General features: G+C 40.5%; 21 protein-coding genes. 3 read left to right on the forward strand and 18 right to left on the reverse strand.

Annotated elements, in window-relative coordinates; genetic code table 11:
• Positions 1-74 precede the first annotated feature (74 nt).
• From NFR46_RS05740 to NFR46_RS05760, 5 genes are all read right to left on the reverse strand, one after another.
• The gene (locus NFR46_RS05740) at positions 75-320 is read right to left on the reverse strand and encodes a type B 50S ribosomal protein L31 (RefSeq protein WP_003717829.1); all 246 of its coding nucleotides are present in this window, start codon (positions 318-320) and stop codon (positions 75-77) included.
• A gap of 96 nt (positions 321-416) precedes the next feature.
• On the reverse strand, positions 417-1691 hold the full coding sequence (locus NFR46_RS05745; protein ID WP_251575496.1) for a UDP-N-acetylglucosamine 1-carboxyvinyltransferase: 1275 nt from the start codon (positions 1689-1691) through the stop codon (positions 417-419).
• A gap of 226 nt (positions 1692-1917) precedes the next feature.
• The gene (locus NFR46_RS05750; RefSeq protein ID WP_251575497.1) at positions 1918-3528 is read right to left on the reverse strand and encodes a CTP synthase; all 1611 of its coding nucleotides are present in this window, start codon (positions 3526-3528) and stop codon (positions 1918-1920) included.
• Between the two features lie 172 nt (positions 3529-3700).
• Entirely contained in the window at positions 3701-4249 is a 549-nt protein-coding gene (gene rpoE / locus NFR46_RS05755; RefSeq protein ID WP_251575498.1) for a DNA-directed RNA polymerase subunit delta, read from the reverse strand.
• 44 nt (positions 4250-4293) lie between these two features.
• Positions 4294-4773, reverse strand: coding sequence for a YwiB family protein (locus tag NFR46_RS05760; RefSeq protein WP_338146924.1), 480 nt, complete (start codon positions 4771-4773; stop codon positions 4294-4296).
• Between the two features lie 74 nt (positions 4774-4847).
• Between NFR46_RS05760 and NFR46_RS05765 the strand changes: the two genes are divergently transcribed.
• The 3 genes from NFR46_RS05765 to yidA are packed head-to-tail and all read left to right on the forward strand — an operon-like array spanning position 4848 to position 7862.
• On the forward strand, positions 4848-5672 hold the full coding sequence (locus NFR46_RS05765; RefSeq protein ID WP_251575570.1) for a lipoate--protein ligase family protein: 825 nt from the start codon (positions 4848-4850) through the stop codon (positions 5670-5672).
• A 4-nt stretch (positions 5673-5676) separates the two neighbouring features.
• Complete coding sequence (locus NFR46_RS05770; RefSeq protein WP_251575500.1) at positions 5677-7041, forward strand: HD domain-containing protein; 1365 nt, start codon at positions 5677-5679, stop codon at positions 7039-7041.
• The gene (yidA, locus tag NFR46_RS05775) at positions 7041-7862 is read left to right on the forward strand and encodes a sugar-phosphatase (protein ID WP_251575501.1); all 822 of its coding nucleotides are present in this window, start codon (positions 7041-7043) and stop codon (positions 7860-7862) included. The genes NFR46_RS05770 and yidA overlap by 1 nt, the downstream gene beginning before the upstream one ends.
• Before the next feature lie 66 nt (positions 7863-7928).
• Here the strand turns inward: yidA and NFR46_RS05780 are convergent, their stop codons facing one another.
• The 13 genes from NFR46_RS05780 to NFR46_RS05840 all read right to left on the reverse strand — a co-directional run bounded on the left by NFR46_RS05780 (position 7929) and on the right by NFR46_RS05840 (position 20853).
• Entirely contained in the window at positions 7929-8813 is an 885-nt protein-coding gene (locus NFR46_RS05780) for a linear amide C-N hydrolase (protein ID WP_251575502.1), read from the reverse strand.
• Positions 8814-8875: 62 nt separating this feature from the next.
• Complete coding sequence (locus NFR46_RS05785; RefSeq protein ID WP_251575503.1) at positions 8876-9553, reverse strand: hypothetical protein; 678 nt, start codon at positions 9551-9553, stop codon at positions 8876-8878.
• Between the two features lie 141 nt (positions 9554-9694).
• Positions 9695-10678, reverse strand: a complete 984-nt coding sequence (locus NFR46_RS05790; RefSeq protein ID WP_251575504.1) for a ribose-phosphate diphosphokinase — start codon at positions 10676-10678, stop codon at positions 9695-9697.
• Positions 10679-10828: 150 nt separating this feature from the next.
• Positions 10829-12193: a bifunctional UDP-N-acetylglucosamine diphosphorylase/glucosamine-1-phosphate N-acetyltransferase GlmU gene (gene glmU / locus NFR46_RS05795; RefSeq protein ID WP_251575505.1), complete on the reverse strand. Its 1365-nt coding sequence runs from the start codon at positions 12191-12193 to the stop codon at positions 10829-10831.
• A 9-nt stretch (positions 12194-12202) separates the two neighbouring features.
• Positions 12203-13036, reverse strand: coding sequence for a pur operon repressor (purR, locus tag NFR46_RS05800; protein WP_251575506.1), 834 nt, complete (start codon positions 13034-13036; stop codon positions 12203-12205).
• A gap of 119 nt (positions 13037-13155) precedes the next feature.
• Complete coding sequence (gene ispE / locus NFR46_RS05805) at positions 13156-14007, reverse strand: 4-(cytidine 5'-diphospho)-2-C-methyl-D-erythritol kinase (RefSeq protein WP_251575507.1); 852 nt, start codon at positions 14005-14007, stop codon at positions 13156-13158.
• Between the two features lie 141 nt (positions 14008-14148).
• Positions 14149-14400 carry a Veg family protein gene (locus NFR46_RS05810; protein WP_251575508.1) on the reverse strand — a complete coding sequence of 84 codons (252 nt, stop codon included), beginning with the start codon at positions 14398-14400 and terminating at the stop codon, positions 14149-14151.
• 87 nt (positions 14401-14487) lie between these two features.
• Positions 14488-15381 (reverse strand): 16S rRNA (adenine(1518)-N(6)/adenine(1519)-N(6))-dimethyltransferase RsmA, encoded by an 894-nt coding sequence (rsmA, locus tag NFR46_RS05815; protein ID WP_251575509.1) that lies wholly within the window; start codon positions 15379-15381, stop codon positions 14488-14490.
• Entirely contained in the window at positions 15378-15938 is a 561-nt protein-coding gene (gene rnmV / locus NFR46_RS05820; protein ID WP_251575510.1) for a ribonuclease M5, read from the reverse strand. Before rnmV ends, rsmA begins: the two co-directional genes overlap by 4 nt.
• Complete coding sequence (locus NFR46_RS05825) at positions 15925-16743, reverse strand: TatD family hydrolase (protein ID WP_251575512.1); 819 nt, start codon at positions 16741-16743, stop codon at positions 15925-15927. Before NFR46_RS05825 ends, rnmV begins: the two co-directional genes overlap by 14 nt.
• A 12-nt stretch (positions 16744-16755) precedes the next feature.
• Positions 16756-18783 (reverse strand): methionine--tRNA ligase, encoded by a 2028-nt coding sequence (gene metG / locus NFR46_RS05830; RefSeq protein WP_251575513.1) that lies wholly within the window; start codon positions 18781-18783, stop codon positions 16756-16758.
• Between the two features lie 76 nt (positions 18784-18859).
• Positions 18860-19708, reverse strand: coding sequence for a DUF72 domain-containing protein (locus tag NFR46_RS05835; RefSeq protein WP_251575514.1), 849 nt, complete (start codon positions 19706-19708; stop codon positions 18860-18862).
• 443 nt (positions 19709-20151) lie between these two features.
• On the reverse strand, positions 20152-20853 hold the full coding sequence (locus NFR46_RS05840; protein WP_251575515.1) for an NAD-dependent protein deacylase: 702 nt from the start codon (positions 20851-20853) through the stop codon (positions 20152-20154).
• Between the last annotated feature and the right edge of the window lie 3 nt (positions 20854-20856).

The following is a 20856-nucleotide window of genomic DNA, read 5'->3' on the forward strand; positions in this document are numbered from 1 at the left end:
GATTAAAATAATAATTTAAATAAAAAAAGACGTTGAGAAATCCCAACGTCTTTTTTGAACAAGTAAAGTTAGTCTTACTTGAGACCGTACTTCTTGTTGAACTTGTCCACAGCACCATCTGCTTGAGTAAACTTTTGCTTACCAGTGTAGAATGGGTGTGAATCAGAAGTAACTTCAACCCGTACTAATGGGTATTCGTTACCGTCTTCCCACTTAATAGTTTCACTTGAGGTTACAGTAGAACCTGAAAGAAACTTGTAACCAGTAGATGCATCTTGGAATACTACTGGATGATAATCTGGATGAATTCCTTGTTTCATAATTTATTACGCTCCTTTGCCATGAATCATTGCCTGAAACATAGATAATCAACCCTATCAGGATAACATGAATTAATTATCGATGCAATAGACTAATTAAATTTTTACTGAGCTATCGTCTTCAATAGAAACTTTTGCTCCTAAGCGGTTTAACTTCCAAACGATCCGGTCATAGCCCCGAAGGATATTACCAGCATTATTAATTACTGTTTTTCCTTCTGCCATCAGGCCAGCAATCGTTAATGCAGCACCCGCACGAATCTCACCGGCACTTACTTCAGCACCATGGAGGTGACCAGTATGTTTAACCACAATCATCCCGTCATGAGCTTCAATATTCATTCCCATCTTTTGTAATTCTGGAATGTGCTTAACTCGCTTTGGGTAGATCGTATCAACGATCGTGCTATCTCCTTCAGCAAGTGACATTAAGGGAGTAAGTGGTTGTTGTAAGTCAGTCGCGAATCCCGGGAATGGCATTGTCTTAACATGGATTGCCTTCAAACGTGTAACCCGAGGAACATAAATCTTATCGCTATCGATTTGGAGGTCAACCCCCATTTCAATCATCTTACTGGTAAATGATTCCAAGTGTTCTGGAATCACGTTATGAACCATCACACCATCACCAACAGCTGCTGCCATTGCCAGGTAAGTTCCGGATTCGATCCGGTCTGCAATGATTGTGTGAGTATTCATTGATTGTAACGTATCAACCCCAGTAATCCGGATCGTATCGGTTCCGGCACCACGAATCTGTGCACCCATATTATTTAAAAATGTTGCTAAATCGATAATTTCCGGCTCTTTCGCGGCATTTTCAATCACAGTTGTTCCTTTAGCGCGAACTGAAGCTAAGATTGTATTAATCGTTGCCCCAACAGATACCATATCTAAGAAAATCCGCGTTCCGTGAAGGCCGTTTGGTGCATCAAGATGAACAGTTCCATTATTTTCACTAACAGAAGCACCTAACGCCTTAAAGGCTTTCAAGTGTTGGTCAATTGGCCGTGGTCCAATATTGTCCCCACCAGGAAAAGTTAAAGTCGCCCGATGGAACCGTCCTAAAAGGGCACCCATAAAGTAATAAGAAGCCCGTAAACTTTTAATTGCTTTGCTTGGAAGTTCAGCTTCAATGATCTGAGTCGGATCGATTTCCAAAAATCCGTGAGTAAATGATGATTTAACATTCATCGATTCCAAAATGATCATTAAGTTGTGAACATCCAAGATATCTGGAACAGTATCAAATTCAACTGGAGTATCAGCTAGAATTGCTGCTGGGATCAAAGCAACCGTACTGTTCTTGGCACCACCGATCGTAACTTCACCCGAGAGTCGGTTTCCTCCTTGAATGATCATTCTTTTCATGTCCGTGTTTCCTCACTTAAAACTTCTATAATTTTATAATATTTTTAATTTAATTTTAACTAAATACTGACAGTTTCTCAATCAAAACAGTCAATAATAATGATAATTAAAAATTTAACAAATTACAACCTTTTGTAGGCAATCTTAAATAATTTTGAATGGCTATTTTTATAAAAAAGCTCCCAAGATAAATGGGAATTCTCACCTACCTTGAGAGCACTTAAAATTAATTATTTTGGTTTTCAACAGCTGCCTTAACAAAGGCCTTGAATAATCCTTCTGGGTGGTTTGGACGTGACTTAAATTCTGGGTGGTATTGAGCACCAACAAAGAACTTCTTATCTGGTAGTTCAACCACTTCAACTAAGTTTCGGTCTGGGTTAACACCGGAAACAACTAAACCATTGCCTTCCATTTCTTGACGATAATCATTATTGAATTCGTAACGGTGACGGTGACGTTGACTGATCATCTTTTGATTATCGTAAGCAGCTGCTGCAACTGTTCCTGGCTTTAACTTACATGGGTAAGCACCTAAACGTTGTGTTCCACCCATATCTTCAACATCTTCTTGGTCTGACATCAAGTCAATGATGTTGTGCTTAGTGTTTGGATCAAATTCAGTTGAATTAGCATCCTTGTATCCAAGAACATCCCGTGCGTATTCGATACATGCTGTTTGCATCCCAAGGCAAATTCCCAAGTAAGGAACATCATTTTCACGAGCATACTTAATTGCGGTAATCATTCCTTCGATTCCCCGGCTTCCGAAACCACCAGGAACAAGGATCCCATCATAATCCTTAAGAGTATCAACCACATTATCTTCGTTGATGTTTTCAGCATTGAAGTGATCGATATCAACCTTAGCATCAACTGGGTATCCCGCATGACGAAGAGCCTCGTTAACTGAAATGTAAGCATCTTGTAAGTCAGTGTACTTACCAACCATGGCAATCTTAACGGTCTTCTTCAGATCATTCTCAATGTGGTTAACCATGTTAGTCCATTCACGCATATCAGCAACTGGGCAATCAAGATCAAAGTGATCAACTACTAATTGATCCATCCCTTGCTTTTGTAAGTTCAACGGAATCTCGTAAAGGGTATTAACATCCATTGATTCAATAACAGCCTTTGGATCAACATCACAGAACAATGCAATCTTAGTCCGCATTTCATCAGTGATTGGCTTTTCAGTCCGGACAACTAGAATGTTAGGCTGGATACCCAAACCACGTAATTCACGAACACTGTGCTGCGTTGGCTTAGTCTTCATTTCACCAGCTGCACGGAGGTATGGAACTAATGTTGTGTGGATGTATAAGACATTATCATCGCCAACTTCTTCTTTCATTTGACGAATTGCTTCCATAAATGGTTGAGATTCAATATCCCCAACTGTCCCACCAATTTCAGTGATAACAACTTCGGCATCAGTACTTTCACCGGCACGCTTAATCTTGTCCTTAATAGCGTTAGTAATGTGAGGGATAACTTGTACGGTCCGTCCTAAGTAATCACCCCGCCGTTCCTTGCGCAATACTTCAGAATAAATCTTACCAGTAGTAACGTTTGAGTACTTGTTTAAGTCGTTATCAATAAAACGTTCATAATGACCTAAATCCAAATCAGTTTCAGTACCATCATCAGTAACAAAAACTTCCCCGTGTTGATATGGACTCATAGTTCCTGGATCAACGTTAATATAAGGGTCGAATTTTTGAATGGCAACCTTTAAGCCACGGTTCTTTAATAGGCGGCCAAGGGAAGCAGCAACAATCCCCTTACCTAGTGATGATACAACTCCACCGGTTACAAAAATGTACTTAGTCATCGCGTAATTTTCTCCTTTTTGTTTTTTAATGGGGTTAATAAACAGAAAAGACTCCCTATTTCCATTGAAACAGGGAGCCAACATTTTAACGAACGATTACCTGCATTTCACAGGCGCCCAAGAAAGATAATACAGGCTCGCCACTAGATAGTCAAGAACAAAATATTAAAAATTATTCTTCATCATCGTCATCGTCATGTAGTTCAGATAATTGACCTTCGATGCCGTCATCAAGACCGTCATCACTGTAATCATCATCGTCATCGTCGTCATCATCATAATCTGTGTTGTCGTCATCATCTTGATCGTCAAGATCCTCATCTTCAGGGTCATCATTATCGTAATCGATCACGTCATCATCAGAATTTGAATCAGCTAAGAAGGCATTAACCTTACGACGCTTCTTCTTTGGACGATCGTCCTCTTCTTCGTCTTCGTTTTCACCAACGGTTGCTTCGTCGATTGATTCATATGGGTACCATGCACGTAGACCCCAAGTGTTATCACCGAGGGAGATAAAACTGCCGTCGATGTTCAAATCAGTGTAAAACTGTGAAAGTCGTTCACGAATCTCTTCATCACTCTTACCAAGGTATTGTTGAACTTCGTTAGTTAAATCAACAAATGCCATTGCCTCGCCGTGGTGTGCGAGAATAGCGTGGGCAACTTCGATCATTGAAAGTTCTGATTTGTCTTGGCCGTCAAAAATCTTTAAATCCAAATTGGTGCACATCCCTTCAAAAGTCTAAATTACAGTATACAATGCTAAACAGCAAATTGCAATTGAACTTGGTAAGTTCCGATTAATTGATCGTTTGCAGTTAGCTGATATTCCAAATCAATTGATCCATTAACATTTTGGGGATCAAATTCTACCTCTAGACGGTTTGTTGTGACCATCATTCCAATAATTCCGTATTCTGTCCGGTAACGAGTTTTGGTTGGCTCGGCTAATTGAAATTCAAAATCAGTTTCACGAACCCCGCTTCGTCTTAGGTGAAGTTGGTCCGTATCTAAACGGAATTGAACAGGGGTAACGGTTCCATCTTGGTGTTCTTGATAACGGAGATAATATTTCCCGTTTAATTCAACGAATTGCCCTTCTTCATCAAACCGATATTGATCCCGTTGACCATCCTGCTCCATCGTGGTCGTTAACTGAACATGAACTGGTACTGAACGTTTGATATTTAGGACCTCCTTATAGTTTCTTGTCCTGATTATAACTGTTTTTCGTCTCCGAATGTTATTATTCTGCCTAGTTTAGTATAATGAAAATGTTAAATAATGCCAGTATTTATAGAAAAGAAGAATTAGTTATGATTAATATTGCAAATCAACATGTTGAAACCTTTTACCAACCATTAAAGCCAGAGAATAATCTGAGTTCATTTACGTATACAAATGCCTTGCTACAGGCAAGTGAGCAACTGTTATCTCCTGTTCTTCATTTTTGGACTCTAGAAGATACGATTATTTTAGGGCTAAAGGATCAACGCCTCCCCCACCTCACAACCGCATTAAATTATCTTTCGGCTAAAGGACTCCACTACTTTATCCGTAACTCAGGTGGCCTCGCCGTTGCGAGCGATTCCGGGGTCCTTAACTTTTCAATCTTTCTTCCTTGGCACGTTATTGGTGGCGAGCTCAAAATTGATGAAGCCTATCAAGTAATGACTGATGTAGTCAGTGCAGCTTTTCCAGAAATTACGGTTGAAACTGGTGAAATTACTCATTCATATTGCCCAGGAACCTTTGATTTAAGTGTCAATGGTCAAAAGATTGGCGGAATGTCTCAACGTCGGAACAAGTCAGGTGTAGTTGTCATGCTTTACTTGAGCGTCAACGGTCCACAAATGTTACGGGGTGAAGTAATCAGGGACTTCTATGCTAAAGGACTTCAGGAAGAAGAAAATAAGTGGCATTTCCCTGATATCTGGCCGACCGCAATGACCACCATTGAAGAGTTGCTTGGAAAGTCCTTAAGTCTTAACGATGCCAAACAACGTTTACTAAACGTCTTTCATGATCGTGGCAATCAACAATTACAACAAGTAATATGGTCAGATAACTTTATCCAATATCTTGAACAAGAATCTACAACAATCAACCGTCTTCAAGAACGCCTTCAAAGAGAGGAGTAAGTAAATGTCCTTTCAGGATGAACAATTAGCTAAAGAAAAGGTCTTCCGCGATCCGATTCATGGACAAATTATCGTTGATAACCAGATCCTACTTGATTTAATTAATACCCCTGAATTTCAACGATTACGCCGAATTAAGCAGTTAGGAACCTCGTCCTTAACCTTTCATGGTGCTGAGCATTCCCGCTTTGGTCATTGTCTAGGCGTTTATGAGATCACCCGTCGAATGTGCAATCGATTCCAAAGAAATTATCCGACCAAAGAACCTGGTGATGGCCTTTGGGATGATCGCGAGCGCCCAGTTGCTCTTTGCGCTGCTCTTTTACATGATGTTGGTCACGGGCCATATTCCCACACGTTTGAACATATTTTCCATACCAATCACGAAGCAATTACCCGGGAAATTATTACTAATCCATCAACTAATGTAAACCATATCCTTAGTAGGGTTTCACCAACCTTTCCTGAAGAGGTTGCTAGTGTAATTGATCATACCTACCATAATCCTCAAGTTGTCCAGATGATCTCGAGCCAAGTTGATGCTGACCGGATGGACTACCTCCAGCGGGATTCTTACTATACTGGAACCAACTACGGAAAATTTGACTTAGACCGGGTACTGTTAATGATGCGGCCAATTAAAAGTGGGATTGCTTTTGACATTTCCGGGATGCATGCTGTTGAAGACTATATCATTAGTCGGTTGCAAATGTACCTGCAAATCTACTTCCACCCCGTTTCAAGATCAATGGAAGTGATCCTCGATCACCTCTTAAAACGGGCTGATTATATTTACCAACATCCAAGTGAGTTCGAACCAGAATTTACCCCCTACATGTTAATGCCATTTTTCAATAACCACTTTAACCTGGATGACTACCTGGTACTTGATGATGGTGTTTTAACGACGTACTTTAATCACTGGACTCATTCACGAGATGATATTTTAAACGATCTTGCCAGAAGGTTTCTCAATCGTCGGCCACTCAAGTCCGCACTATATGATGAAAAATCAAAGTCACTCTTACCAAAATTGCGGAAGTTAATCCAGACTGCCGGTTTTAATAGTGACTATTATACCGCTGTCAACGATAGCTTTAAGCTTCCTTATGATACCTATAACCCGCAAAATTCAAACCCGCAAACACAAATTGAACTAATCCAACCCAACGGGAATTTGGTTGAGCTATCCCAAGTTAGTACGCTTGTGGCTAGCGTTTCGGGTAAAGAAGCCGGGGATCAACGGTTCTTCTTTCCTAAAGAGATGCTTAATGAACACCAGGATATTGAAATCTTTGAACCAATTTACGAAGAATTTCAAAGTTACATTCAAAACAACCATATTATTAATCCAAAGGAGCACAAATAATGGCAATTAAACTAGTAGCAATCGATATTGATGCAACATTAATTAATGATCAACGTCAAATCACAGCAAAAACTAAAGAGGCCCTTGAAGCCGCAAGACAACAAGGGGTTAAAATTGTTCTTTGTACTGGCCGCCCAATGACTGGTGTTGACGCCTACCTGACAGAGCTCGGCTTAAACCACCAGGATGACGAATACGTCATTAGTTTCAATGGTGCCCTTGCCCAATCCACTAACGAAAAGGTCATGGTTAACTACACGTTATCTTTCGATGACTATATCGACTGGCAAGCATTTTGTATAAAGAATGACGTCAAATCACAATTTGAATCTCGAGACTACATCTATACAACAAATCGGGATCTCAGTCCGTGGACAATTCACGAGTCTGATTTAGTAAGTATGCCAGTCCGTGTTCGGTCACTTGATGAACTAGCACATATGCAGGATCAATATGTCCTCGCCAAAGGAATGATGCTTGGTGATAAGGAGAAATTAGATCAAATCCAAGATAAATTTACTAAAAAGTTTGGGGATCGATTTACAGTTATCCGCAGTGAAGACTTCTATTTAGAAATTGTTAATCACCGGGCAAGTAAGGGAAGTACTCTCAAAGCCTTGAGTGATGAACTCGGGATCAAACAAGATGAAGTAATGGCACTGGGAAATGCTCAAAACGATAACTCAATGATTGAATATGCCGGAATTGGTGTTGCCATGGGAAATGCTATTCCAGAAACAAAAGCAGTTGCTGACGCTATTACTGATACTAATAATAATGACGGTGTTGGTAAGGCTGTTGAAAAGTATGTTCTGCGTTAATTTGACTAATTACTGAATATGGCTCCAGAGTACGTAACCTTGTACTTTGGAGCCATTATTTGTATTTTAGAATCGTCTAATTACTTTTTCTTGCGCGTTTTCTTTCACATTGTATGTAGCAATCTTTCCAGTCAGCTGATTACGAAAACGGTATTCACCACTTTCTTGATTAATAATTGCTTGGTAGTGGGTATAGTTATGTGGATGGTGCTCATTTTTAGGAACTGTTACTGAACGAAGGAAAGCAGATAATTCCTTTGATGTTGTTATCTTCCTTCCCCAACGTGCTTGAGCCGCAAGAATAAAACGATCGCTTGAATTTCGACCACTAATTGGGGGATTTTCTTTGGTTAAATCTTTCTTTGATTGCGCCGTGAAAACTCCTCCCGAATCATTGCCAAGGTAACGATTTAATTTTTCAAGTTGGGTTATATACGCTGGAGTATTGGTATATGCACCAACGTCATTTTTAAAGCAAACTAGGCGACCACCTAAAGGCTCAATCCCGTACGTTCCGGTTGAATCCATTAGTAACCAGTGATATGGATACTGTTGATCATCAAACCATTTTTTCTTAACAACGGTAATATTCACTAAGTCATCAATTACTTCTTGAGCCGTTGCATGACTTGCCAATGCCCAATGGATAAAGTCCTGCGGGGTGAGGTTCAACTTTCCTTGCTCTTCTTGACCATAACTTGCTGCAACCGAAAAAAATAACTCAGCACATACTAATCCCTGCTCATTAATCCCGTCACCAATTAAATAATGGTTACCGACAAGACGCATTCCGCCAAGAATTGCATACCGATCACTAATCTTTTCCTGTTGATTTGCGGGTTGCCATTGATAACCAGCCGGTAAAAAGGTTAACCCCCATGGTGTCCGAAACGGGAAATCCATCGTTCTTCCAAATAAATTCTTCTGATCCAGAGTTAATACTGTACACATCGATCTCACCTACCAAAAAACGGGTAAGGCCAATTCTAAATTGTTCCCTTACCCGTCTAAATCTATTGTAACTTTGTAACTGCACCGGTTTGACTATTGTATTGGTAAATTCCAACCATGTTAGAAACCGTATTATCACTATTATTCTGCCGAACTTCTAACTTATATATGTTACCGCTAGCAGATGTTGGGATAATCGAGTAACCCTTTTCGCCAGTAAAGCCCATCTTATTAGCAAAAGCTTCAACAACACGGTCACTTGTTTTATCAGATGCCTGTTGGTTAGCAACCCGTTGACTTGACGAAGATGTTGATGTCTTAGTTGCTTGCTTTTTATTAATCTTTGACTGAAGACTTGCATAAGCATCGCGCATTGCAGTACTTGTTGACTTTAATGGTTTCAAACTGTTAGACGCAGTTTGATAGTCACCATTATTATAGGCGCGCTTTGCAGTTAAATAATTCTGGAGATCACCCTTTAAATTTTCAGCTTCATTAGAGCGATTATTAGTGCTATTTAAATTATCGTATGCTTCTTGGAAATCATTGTTCCGAATCGAACGGTTGGCTGAACGAACCGCCTTCGTTGAATCATTTTCAGATGATTGAGTACTTCTGCTGGTAGATGAGCTCTTCTGAGAACTAGTCGTTGATTGACTACCACATCCGGCTAACGTTAGGACAAGTGTTAACGCAGCTACACCTACCGAAATATTCTTGAAGAACTTATTTACTGTCATAATGACTCCTCCTTTTCCCACCCTTAATTATACCATGACCGTTTCGTCTCAGCCTTTTCCTGCCATGCTCTTAATAATATCGTTAGAATTTAAAAACGTGATTACTATCCAAAATAGATAGTAATCACGTTTTATCACTAATTAAAGTTCAGCACTCTTAAAAACCTTCTTGAACAAAGGACTAACTGGGCGATTTTCATTAATTCGTTTAATTGCATCCCCAATTAGTGGTGCAACTGATACTTGCTTAATCTTATCAATTTGCTTTTCTTTTGGCAGTTGAATTGAATCCGTCACAACAACTTCCTTAATTGGTGACTTATCTAACCGCTCAATTGCTGGGCCAGAAAGAACAGCATGAGTACAAGAAGCATAAACTTCTTCTGCACCAGCATCAATTAATGCTTGGGCACCCAAGGTAATAGTTCCAGCTGTATCAATCATGTCATCAATCATGATACACTTCTTACCCTTAACATCACCAATGATGTTCATAATTTGAGCAACATTTGCTCGTGGACGACGCTTATCAATAATCGCAATTGGTGACTTCAAGAATTCAGCCAATGCACGAGCACGAGTAACACCACCATGGTCAGGTGAAATTACTACGGCATCCTGAGCAACTCCCTCATTAATGAAGTATTCAGCCAAAAGAGGCGCACCCATCAAGTGATCAACAGGAATATCAAAGAATCCTTGAATTTGGGCAGCGTGAAGATCAAGGGCAATCACCCGATCAACACCTGAATTTTGTAGCATGTTAGCCACTAACTTCGCAGTAATTGGCTCACGGCTGCGAGCTTTCCGGTCTTGACGTGCATAACCATAGTAAGGAATTACCACATTGATGGTCTTTGCACTAGCACGGCGTAAAGCGTCAACCATGATCAAAAGCTCCATCAAATTATCATTGACTGGTGCAGAGGTGGATTGGATAACGTAAACATTATCACCACGGACACTTTCTTCAATGTTAATTTGAATTTCACCGTCACTGAAACGGTCAACAGACAACTTACCTAAGTCAACGCCAACATGTTTAGCGATCTTTTCAGCAAGTGGCCGGTTTGAATTCAAAGCAAAAATCTTCAACTTAGGGTCAAAATAATGATTAGTAGTCATTGCATCCTCCACTGGATTAATTCAAAACTAGAAGCTGGGATAATAATGTCCCCAGCCCCTTATTTAATAATAATTACGTGTGCGGTAAACATTATCATATCAACACTTCAATAATATAAATTTGCCGCACAAAAAGCAAGAGCAGAAATCTTACCAAGGCAACTTCTTGGCGTAATTCTCCTTGTTAACCTGACGTGCACGCGCAATTGCCATGTCATATTCTTCAACGTTATCCGTAATTGTTGAGCCGGCTGCAACAAAGGCATTTGCAGCAAGGTTAACTGGGGCAACCAAGTTACTATTACTGCCGATGAAGGCGTGATCACCAACGTTTGTGTGGTGCTTGTTCTTACCGTCATAATTAACAAAGACAACCCCACAACCAACGTTAATGTCCTTACCAAGGGTGGCATTACCAATGTAAGTTAAGTGACCAACCTTAGTTCCTTCGCCAATAAAGGCCTTCTTAACTTCACAGAAATTACCAATATGAACGTTTTTGCCAATTTCTGCAGCTGGACGAAGGTGACTATTAGGGCCAATATCACTACCGTCATGCATTTCGGCTTCTTGAAGCGTAGATGAAGTGATTGTTACCCCATCATGAATTGTTGAATCTTCAATTCGTGAATGAGCACTAATGTAACAGTCACTACCGATCGTGGTGTTCCCCTTGATCACAACGCCACCCTCAATAACAGTATCTTGACCAATCTTAACGCCATCATCAATGTATGTCGTTTCTGGATCAATCATTGTAACACCAGATTTCATTAACTCGGTATTAATCCGCTTACGCATGATCTTATTAGCACGGGCTAAGGCAACGCGATCGTTAACCCCCATTGATTCATCAAAGTCGGCCATCTTATAAGCGGTAACGATTTCTTGTTCCTTCTTCAAGATCTCAATTACATCAGTAAGATAGTATTCACCCTGTGCATTATCATTATTGACTTTCTTTAATGCAGCAAAAAGCTTCTTATTATCAAAGCAATAAACACCGGTATTAATTTCATGAATTGCTTGTTCCTCAGGAGTGGCATCCTTTTGTTCAACAATCCGCTCAACAATCCCAACTTCATTCCGAACAATCCGGCCATAACCTGTTGGATCAGGGGCGACAGAAGTCAAAATCGTTGCAGCAGCATGACGTTGCTCATGGTATTCAAATAACTTCTTAAAAGTATCAGCGGTAAATAATGGTGTATCACCACTAACTACAACGGTCTCACCATCTTCATCTCCTAAAAGATCTTTAGCCTGCATAACTGCATGCCCCGTCCCCAATTGTTGGTTCTGCAAAGCAAACTTAGTCCGGTTACCGATAACTTCCTCAACCTTTTCAACGCCAAAGCCAACGATAGTCACAATATTGTCAATGTCAGCTTTTTCGAGTTGACCAACCACATGCTCTACCATTGTCTTGCCACATACCTTGTGTAAAACCTTGTATAACTTTGACCGCATCCGGGTTCCCTTACCGGCTGCTAAAATAATTGCATTCCGCTTCATTTTGCTACCTTACTCCTTCTCAAAAACATCTTTAATAAAGCTTCCTGGTCCAGCCTGGATTGTTTTCTTCTCATCGTCCACCGCATTTACCTTAATCAGTGAAGTGCAGTTATCAACCAGTCGCTTACCGGAAACTTCTCCCTCAGCTAAAACAGTCATTCCAACCAAGTTCGCGTCAAATTCCTTAATCAATGACTTCATCCCGTTAAGGGTTCCGCCACCCTTCATAAAGTCATCAACCACGACCACGTTTGCTCCAGCTGAAAGGGTCCGCCGTGATAATTCCATCTTCTTGATTCGTTTTACAGAACCCGAAACATAATTAACACTAACTGTTGGCCCTTCTGTAATGTGAGAACTATTCCGCACAATTACAAATGGCTTATTCAGATACATCGCGGCACTTTGGGCAATCGGAATTCCCTTAGTTTCTACTGTCATAATCACATCGACATCTTTGTCAACGTATTGGGTAGCAATTAACCGACCAACACGACGTAAGATATCAGGCCGACCAATCAAATCTGAAAGGTAAACATAATCCCCAGGCAATAGTCGAGTATCATCACTTACCGCATCAACAAGATCAGCAATGGCCTTTTCCGCATTTTCCTTTGAATAAAACGGTGTTAATACGGCACCACCGCTTGCACCAGGAATTGTTTCCAACCGCCCCATTCCCCATGAATGGAAAGTATGACGAATAATACTAAGGTCTTCACTAATTGAAGACTTAGCAGAATCGTACCGTTCCCCAAAGAATTTGAGGGAAACAAGGGAACGAGGGTGTTCCATTAAATATCTTGTCATATCGACAAGGCGGTTACTACGTCTAACCTTCATATCTAATCCTCCAAAAGTATTAATCGCCTTTGATTTTAACATAAATGTTCGGCTTTTACTTAATATTTATCAAAATAACTGGACTTTTCTTCAGCATTAGGAAAGTCCAGTCAGTGAAATTATAAAAGAGTAACGATATTGACGTTTCTGCAAAAGCCACGGATTCCATTTTGAACTCGCCGTGCTCGTGATTCTGTATGGCAAATTGCAAAAACCGAAGGACCCGTCCCACTCATCTGGGCAACATCCGCTCCCAACGACAACATCTTATCCTTTAACCGTTTAATTTCTGGATAATAACGCATTGTTAGAGGTTCTAATACATTGCCCATATACTTAGTTGCCTCCTGCCAATCACCATTTTGTAGATTTTGGATTAACTTTTCGTTCTCCAAGTGATTAATCTGTGTATAGTCAATTTGCCGAAGCATCTGCGGTGTCGACACACTTATTTGCTGCTTAGCAATAACCACCCAGTAATGGGCTTGCGGGGGCAATAATTCGATCTTTTCGCCATGTTCAGTCACGTGTGCCAACTTCCCATAAACACAATATGGAACGTCTGAATCAATCGATAATGATAAACGCGCCAATTCTTCTCGCGAAAGGCCAAGTTTCCATGCTGAATTAAGGATCCTTAATACTGCGGCGGCGTCCGATGAGCCACCACCTAACCCAGCCGCAACCGGAATCTTTTTCTTAATATTGATCGTTAATGCTTCTCGCCTGTGAAATCGATTTCGTAAAATATTAGCTGCTTGAAACGCGAGGTTTCGTTGATCATTTGGAAGAAAGCTACTGTCTGTATAAACCTTTATATTTCCTGGTTGATCGGAGATTTCGATTGAAACGTAGTCTGCCAAATCAACCGAAACCATTACCATATCCCACTTGGGCATCCCATCAAGGTACCGCATTGGTGAATCCAAGCTTAAATTAAGCTTTGCTGGCGCTTTTTCAGTGATCAGCATCCAAAACACCTCCCAGTTTAATCAAATAGTTATCTTGATTATAGCAGAGGAGACCTTAGTAAAGAAGTTATGTAGAATGTCTTCTAAAAATAAAAAGGATTATGAAAAAGCATTCATGTTTTTCATAATCCTCTTACTATATTACGCTTGTGCTTCTTCATCTTCGAAATCGATCGAGATATTTTGTGTTAAGAGATCAGTATAACTGTAAGTGATCCGATTAATCTCTCCTTGTCCTTCATTAACATGAACAACAAAGATTGCTGGATACGTCTTACTAAGTACTCCGCGGTGCTTAGCAACCCGTTTACGGCCTGCTTGAGCAGTTACCAAAACTCGTTGACCAACACGCCCTTCGAGTTCTTGCTTAATCTCTAAAATACTTTTAGCCACACATCTCACCTCACAGGCTGAACTATACGCTCATCTAGCATAAAAGTCAAAATTTTATCACAACTATATTAATAATTCAATCGTATTTTAAATTAAATTTTCTTGATAAAGTGCATTTAATAGTTCAATAAATTGGCTTAAAGTTAGCTTTTCTGGCCTGATTTGTGGTGAGAGCTCAAGTTGTTCTAAAACTTTTGTCATTTTTTCTTTTGTTTCGGCATCTTTACCAATTACACTTTGTAAGTTATTCCACAGACTCTTCCGTCGGTGAGCAAAGCATCCCCGGATAAAGCCCATTAATTTTTGCTTATCAAATGGTTTTACCATTAGTGGTTGTTGACGTTGCTTAAGAACCACAATCGCAGAGTCAACATTCGGTGCTGGAATAAACGAATGTCGCGAAACATTAAAGGCAATTTCTGCATCCATTTGGTATTCAATTGCTAATGTTAATGCTCCATACTGTTTTGTCCCCGGCTTGGCGGTTAATCGCTGGGCTACTTCCTTTTGCATCATTACCGTAATTGATGCCCATTCAACGGGACTAGCTAAGAGTCTCATTAAAATTGGACTAGTAATGTAATACGGCAAGTTAGCAACCACCTTAATCGGCTTAGTCGGATCAGTAAATTGTTGTTGAATCAATTCAGGTAAGTTTGCCTTCAAAATATCTTGATTGATCACCGTTACGTTATCATGATCAGCTAACGTCTTTTTCAAGACCGGAATTAAATCCTGATCAATTTCTACCGCAACAATCTGACTAGCAGCATTAGCCAGTTGTTCGGTTAAGGCACCAATTCCGGGACCAATCTCAATTACGTTATCTTCCCTTGTTACTTCTGCAGCATCAACAATTCGGTGAAGGATCTCTGGGTCGGTCAAGAAATTCTGACCAAACCCCTTCTTAGCGTGAATCCCATACTCGTTCAAAATTGAACGGGTCGCTTTGCGGTTACCAATTTGTGTTGACTCACTCATTTTGTTTCCTCCTGGTCTAATTGTTGAACTGCATTTTCAAAGTCATCTCGACGAATTTGAAACATATTTAATCGTTTCAAAAGTTGCTTTCCGTTTCCATAGCCAATTCCAAGAAGCTGCCCGAGACGTTCTCGGCGGTGACGTGAATTTGTTCTTCCGGTTAATCCAGCCGCCTTTAAATCAGTACTGGTTATTTCCGCGTTTTCTGTTGTTCCTTGGGTATAAAGCTTTTCTAAGGCACTCCGAATTACTTCTGGTGTTGCGTGCTCAACACCAAGGCTCCCTTTAAATTCCGGAACCCCCTGATCACGACGAATAAACGCGTGCTTAACTCCTGGAATAGCATTACTAATCATTTTGCGGATCCGTTCCCCATTAAAATCGGGGTCAGTAAACACAATCAGCCCCCGAGTTGCTTGAAGCCTTTTTAATCGGGCAATATCTACTTCTGATAATGCCGAACCATTCGTCTCATAAGTGTCAGCATTAACCGCTTTTAAGATTTGTTTGGTATCGTCTTTTCCTTCAACGACGATTACTTCTTTAATCTTTTTCATTTAGCTCTCTCTTTGTTAAAAATAGTTGTTCTGCATTATGGAAGGTCTTATATGCTACCAATTCAGCATCAACGTTCTTTAATTTGGCAATCGCATCTACCACAAACTTAGTGAAGCCCGGTTCATTTTCTTTCCCCCGATACGGGATTGGTGTTAAGTAAGGTGCATCTGTTTCAACCATCATCCGCTCTAGTGGAACAGCTAATGCTGCTTTATGAACGTCTTCTGCAGTTTTAAAACTAACCACACCACTAAATGAAATTGCCATCCCTAAATTCATAAACTTTTCAGCCATTTCGGGTGAACCGTTAAAACTATGCATTACTCCACCAAATTCGTCAATATGGGAATCACGCAGGATTGCATAAGCATCATCAAGGGCATCACGAACGTGAATTGAAACTGGTAAGTGCAATTGTCGAGCAATTTCAAGTTGTTGGGCAAAGATTTCCTGTTGTCGATCATGAGGCGACTCCTGATCATTAAAATAATCTAGCCCAATTTCACCAATGCCAACGACTTGGGGATCGCTTAATTGACTAAGCAGTTTCTTTTCAGCTTCCTCGTTGTAAGAACGAATATCTTCCGGATGCCAACCAATGATCGCATGCAGGTTTTCATATTCATGAGCTAGCTTTAATGCTCGTTCATTTAAAACTGTGTTCGAACCAACAATATTCATCTGGGTGACCCCATAGTGAGCTGCTCGTGCTTCGAATGCTGGAACATCATCATAAAAGGCGTCATCGTTTAGATGCGTATGCGAATCGTAAACCTGACGCCAGTTTTTATGTTGTTTACTCATTAGTAAGTACGACTATTCGACACTCATTCCAGGCATCAATGAATCTGGAACGGTCACAACAGTAACGTTGCCATCTTTTTCGGCAGATAAAAGCATCCCTTGGCTAATTTCTCCACGCATCTTCCGTGGCTTCAAGTTAGCAACAATCACAACTTTCTTCCCAACAAGGACTGACGGATCTGGGTACCATTGAGCAATTCCTGAGAGAATTTGCCGTCCTTCTTCAGTTCCGTCATCCATGTGGAACTTCAAAAGTTTATCAGCACCTTCAACGTGGTCTGCCGAGGTAATTCGGGCCACCTTTAGTTCAATCTTTTCAAAAACATCGAACCGAATCTGCTTTTTACCAGTTGTTTTTTCTTCACTCATCGTCTTTTGCGCTTCCTTTTTTGCTTGTTCCATTGCCTTACGTCCCTTTTGCTTTTGGTTAGCGCTCATTTGACTTTTAATGAACTCAACCTCTTCTTTAACATCAAGTCGAGGGAAAATTGGGGTTCCCTTCGCAACTACTTGAGCAGCTTCTGGGAAATCATTGAATTGCAGTTCAGTTAGGTCAAGGTTAGTGCCTTCAAGACCTAATTGGGTAATAATCTCCTTTGGTGCATGGGTCATTATCGGTTGGATCAAAGCTGCAATTACCCGTAAGCTCTTGGCCAAGTGAGTCATTACATCTGATAATTCTGCCTTCTTGCTGTCGTTCTTAGCCAATACCCACGGTTCGGTTTCATCAATGTACTTATTAGCCCGGGCAACTAACTTCCAAACTGCTGATAAGGCATCCGCAAAGTGCACTTTATCCATTTCTTCCTTGAATTCAGCAATTGCATTCTCAGCGGTTTGTTCAAGGTCAGCATCATATTCAGTTGTCGCATCATTTTGGGCAACTAATTTACCATCTTGGTACTTGTTAATCATAGCAACAGTCCGGTTCAACAAGTTTCCGAGATCATTTGCTAAGTCAAAGTTAACCTTATCAACAAAGTCTTCTGGACTGAAGACACCATCATTACCAAATGGCATTGCCTTCAAAAGGTAATAACGAGTAGCGTCTAAGCCGTAGCGATCAACTAAGGTTTCAGGATAGATCACGTTCCCCTTTGACTTTGACATCTTACCATCCTTCATCGTCAACCAACCGTGACCAATGATGTGCTTAGGTAGTGGTAGTCCAAGAGCATGGAGCATAATTGGCCAGTAAATTGTGTGGAAGCGGACGATTTCCTTTCCGACCATATGGACATCAGCAGGCCAGTACTTCTTAAACAAGCTGTCATCATCCGAACCGTAACCAAGAGCCGTAATATAGTTGGATAAAGCATCAATCCAAACGTAAACAACGTGCTTTGGATCATTTGGTACCTTAACCCCCCAGTTAAAGGAAGTCCGGGTAACAGCAAGATCCTCTAGACCTGGTTTCAAGAAGTTATTAACCATTTCGTTAACCCGGGTGTGGGGTTCGATAAAGTCAGGATGTTCCTTATAGTAGTTCATCAACCAATCGGCATACTTACTCATCTTGAAGAAGTATGATTCTTCTTCAACCAGTTGAACTTCGTGCCCAGATGGAGCTTTTCCACCAATCACATTACCGTTGTCATCACGGTAAACTTCAGCTAATTGACTTTCAGTAAAGTACTCTTCATCATCAACTGAATACCAGCCCTTGTACTTTCCCTTGTAGATATCGCCTTGTTCAATAAACTTTTGGAAGATCTTTTGAACAGCCTTTTCATGGAAGTCGTCCGTTGTCCGGATAAACTTATCATTAGTGATCTCCATTGTCTTCCAGAGTTGCTTGATTCCTGCAGCCATTTTATCCACGTATTCTTGTGGCTTCATTCCAAGCTTTTCGGCTTTTTGTTCGATCTTTAAACCGTGTTCATCAGTCCCCGTCAAATAGAAGACATCGTATCCCATTAAGCGCTTGTAACGTGCTTCAGCATCACAAGCAACGGTTGTATATGTATTACCAATATGTAATTTACCAGATGGATAGTATATTGGCGTCGTAATGTAATAAGTTGGTTTTTGTTCAGCCATATGAGGCCCCTCTTTCTTATTAATTCCTAATTTTAATTAACCTTTAGTATAGCATTATCCACAACCTACTCCAACCTTAAAAGAGATCAAGTTGTTGGGGATCACGTGGAGCAAGTCCAGTAAACTTAACTCCCATTAATTTTTGTAGTTGGAGAGCGTTGGGTGCTGCATCCCCGCCAGAATTATTATTGAAGATTACGCAGAGTTCCTGTGGTTGTGGTTTAACCTGATCAATCTTCTTTACAAGATCACTTAATTCCTCGTGGTTATAACGGTAGAGCGTCCGGGTCTTTCGCCATTCTTTTCCCGCATTATCCCAGCCTTTCCGGTTCCGCCCATGTAAACGGATCATCGCTAGTTTAGGGTTAGTAGTCGCAAGGTAAAACGGCACAGAGGTTACCGTATCATGAGGTTCATCCGCCGCTACCAACGTAAACTTCAAGTCTTGACAATACGAAACCAGTGAATCAATCACTCCTGGACGGTACCATGAATTATTCCGCAACTCAACTGCAATTGGTAAATCACCCATCCAATCACGAATTAGCTTTAAATATTCGATATCTTTTACTTCAGAATCAAAGTATGGTGGAAATTGAAAGAGGATTGTTTTTAACTGTCCTGCAGCAATCAGCGGTGCAATTGTCCGCCGGTATTGTTGAAATAACAATGCTAATTCACCCTTTTCTTGGTTTCGCTGGTGAAGCGTCATCCCCTGATGTGCTTTAATGATAAACTGAAACTCGCTGGGGACTTGAGACAGCCACTTTTGAATTATTGCCATCTGAGGTAAAGCATAGAAAAAAGTATCAACTTCAACCGTTGGCATATGATGTGCGTATTCATTTAGCGTTACGGGACGTTGCTGATCATTAATTAACGCTGGATGTTCAGTCCAGGTTGTTAGACCCATCGTAATTTTCATTTACCTTTTTCCTCCATCCATTCTCAGTAATTTCTTATTTTTCCTAAAATAAATTTATACTCATTTATTCTTCGCCTTTAGTGCTGATTTAATAACTTTTATGCACGCTTCTACTCATTTCCACGCAAAATATACAAAAATTGTCATTTCTCCAAATGAGACGGTCTCTTAGAGTTGTTCCATTCTGGGATTATCCATGATATCTTGAATATGGAAACAATAAGTGTCCAAATATGAAAGGAGCGATCAAAATGTCATTAACTACAAAGACTATTCGGGATGTATTTTCACTAAAGAAGCGTGGTAACGAAAAACGTCATCTAGGGATGCCATTTAAGGTCGCTGACAAAGTGATCCATTTCGATTAATTATTTATTCTAAATTAAAAAAGAAGCTGCTTGGTTGCGTTTAGTCCTATTGATTTGCGCCCAGCAGCTTCTTTTTTATTTAACTTTTAGTTCGTCAAAGAACTTTGTCGCGTCCGTTTGGATCATTTCGAACTCACACGGTAACTGAAGGACTTCCTGATTTACCGCTAAGACTTTTGCGGCAGGATTTCGGTATTCCAACAGTCCTGCAAACGGGTAGACCTTCATTGAAGTACCAACAATTACTACCAGATCGGCTGCTTGCATTGCCCGAACAGAGTTAATAATGTCCTCTTGCTTTATTCCTTCATCATAAAGGACAATATCAGGCCGCAAAGCACCACCGTCTTTTTGGTGAAGGCGACTCTTCAAATACTCCTCCACCGGTACCGTCTCGTGGCACTTCTCACAGTACACGTTGAAGAGGTTTCCATGAAAGTCAATCAGGTGTTTTGTACGAGCTTCTTCATAAAGGTTATCGATGTTTTGAGTTATCACCGTGGCCCGATCATGCTGGGTCAATGCCGCTTGCTTTTGGTGAATAACATTTGGCTTAGCATCCGGGAAGTATAAATTTTCCTTGCAAAACTTATAAAATCCTTCTGGATCACTTTCAAAGTAACGGTGACTTAAATAATACTCCGCATTTCGGTCTTTTGTGTATAAACCATTTGCGGACCGAAAATCGGGGATCCCAGAAGCGGTTGATACACCAGCACCCGTTAAGAAAACAATTCGTTGTGCATCATCAAATATTTGTTGTACTTTTTGTTCCATCAA

The organism is Limosilactobacillus agrestimuris, from assembly GCF_943193105.1.
Taxonomy (GTDB): Bacteria; Bacillota; Bacilli; order Lactobacillales; family Lactobacillaceae; genus Limosilactobacillus; species Limosilactobacillus agrestimuris.

Excerpts from the sequence above, each read along its gene's own strand:
- NFR46_RS05740 (WP_003717829.1), bottom strand. The coding sequence starts at position 320 with ATGAAACAAGGAATTCATCCAGATTATCATCCAGTAGTATTCCAAGAT.
- NFR46_RS05745 (WP_251575496.1), bottom strand. The coding sequence starts at position 1,691 with ATGAAAAGAATGATCATTCAAGGAGGAAACCGACTCTCGGGTGAAGTT.
- NFR46_RS05750 (WP_251575497.1), bottom strand. The coding sequence starts at position 3,528 with ATGACTAAGTACATTTTTGTAACCGGTGGAGTTGTATCATCACTAGGT.
- NFR46_RS05765 (WP_251575570.1), top strand. The coding sequence starts at position 4,848 with ATGATTAATATTGCAAATCAACATGTTGAAACCTTTTACCAACCATTA.
- NFR46_RS05770 (WP_251575500.1), top strand. The coding sequence starts at position 5,677 with ATGTCCTTTCAGGATGAACAATTAGCTAAAGAAAAGGTCTTCCGCGAT.
- yidA (WP_251575501.1), top strand. The coding sequence starts at position 7,041 with ATGGCAATTAAACTAGTAGCAATCGATATTGATGCAACATTAATTAAT.
- NFR46_RS05780 (WP_251575502.1), bottom strand. The coding sequence starts at position 8,813 with ATGTGTACAGTATTAACTCTGGATCAGAAGAATTTATTTGGAAGAACG.
- NFR46_RS05785 (WP_251575503.1), bottom strand. The coding sequence starts at position 9,553 with ATGACAGTAAATAAGTTCTTCAAGAATATTTCGGTAGGTGTAGCTGCG.
- NFR46_RS05790 (WP_251575504.1), bottom strand. The coding sequence starts at position 10,678 with ATGACTACTAATCATTATTTTGACCCTAAGTTGAAGATTTTTGCTTTG.
- glmU (WP_251575505.1), bottom strand. The coding sequence starts at position 12,193 with ATGAAGCGGAATGCAATTATTTTAGCAGCCGGTAAGGGAACCCGGATG.
- purR (WP_251575506.1), bottom strand. The coding sequence starts at position 13,036 with ATGAAGGTTAGACGTAGTAACCGCCTTGTCGATATGACAAGATATTTA.
- ispE (WP_251575507.1), bottom strand. The coding sequence starts at position 14,007 with ATGCTGATCACTGAAAAAGCGCCAGCAAAGCTTAATTTAAGCTTGGAT.
- rsmA (WP_251575509.1), bottom strand. The coding sequence starts at position 15,381 with ATGAGTGAGTCAACACAAATTGGTAACCGCAAAGCGACCCGTTCAATT.
- rnmV (WP_251575510.1), bottom strand. The coding sequence starts at position 15,938 with ATGAAAAAGATTAAAGAAGTAATCGTCGTTGAAGGAAAAGACGATACC.
- NFR46_RS05825 (WP_251575512.1), bottom strand. The coding sequence starts at position 16,743 with ATGAGTAAACAACATAAAAACTGGCGTCAGGTTTACGATTCGCATACG.
- metG (WP_251575513.1), bottom strand. The coding sequence starts at position 18,783 with ATGGCTGAACAAAAACCAACTTATTACATTACGACGCCAATATACTAT.
- NFR46_RS05835 (WP_251575514.1), bottom strand. The coding sequence starts at position 19,708 with ATGAAAATTACGATGGGTCTAACAACCTGGACTGAACATCCAGCGTTA.
- NFR46_RS05840 (WP_251575515.1), bottom strand. The coding sequence starts at position 20,853 with ATGGAACAAAAAGTACAACAAATATTTGATGATGCACAACGAATTGTT.